We start from the raw sequence: 271 nt of genomic DNA, 5'->3' as shown, positions 1-271 counted from the left end.
AAGAAAGCTCGGGCCGAGAAAAAACCCATGGTTGTCGATTTTAGCATGCCATACAATTGTCACCGGTGTATGGCAATGGAAAAGAACATCTATAGCAATACCCTCATCATTGACAAGTTGAACAGGGATTTTGTGCCGGTGAAAATCGATCTGTCGGAAGAGCTCGACTTCCAGGAAAGGGGCCTGGGAGAAGAGTATGATTACAAGCATGACTGCCTGCTCCTCTTTCTCGATTACCGGGGAAAGGTTGTGAAGGATGCAGGTGGTCAGA

The 271-nt window shown here is 47.2% G+C and carries 1 protein-coding gene; it reads left to right on the top strand.

What is annotated here, in order from left to right:
• A partial coding sequence (locus tag GTN70_11600) for a DUF255 domain-containing protein (GenBank protein ID NIO17604.1) occupies window positions 1-271 on the top strand: 271 nt, incomplete at both ends.

This window comes from Deltaproteobacteria bacterium (assembly GCA_011773515.1).
Lineage (GTDB): Bacteria > Desulfobacterota > Deferrimicrobia > J040 > J040 > WVXK01.
This window is presented reverse-complemented; position numbering and strand designations above follow the sequence as displayed.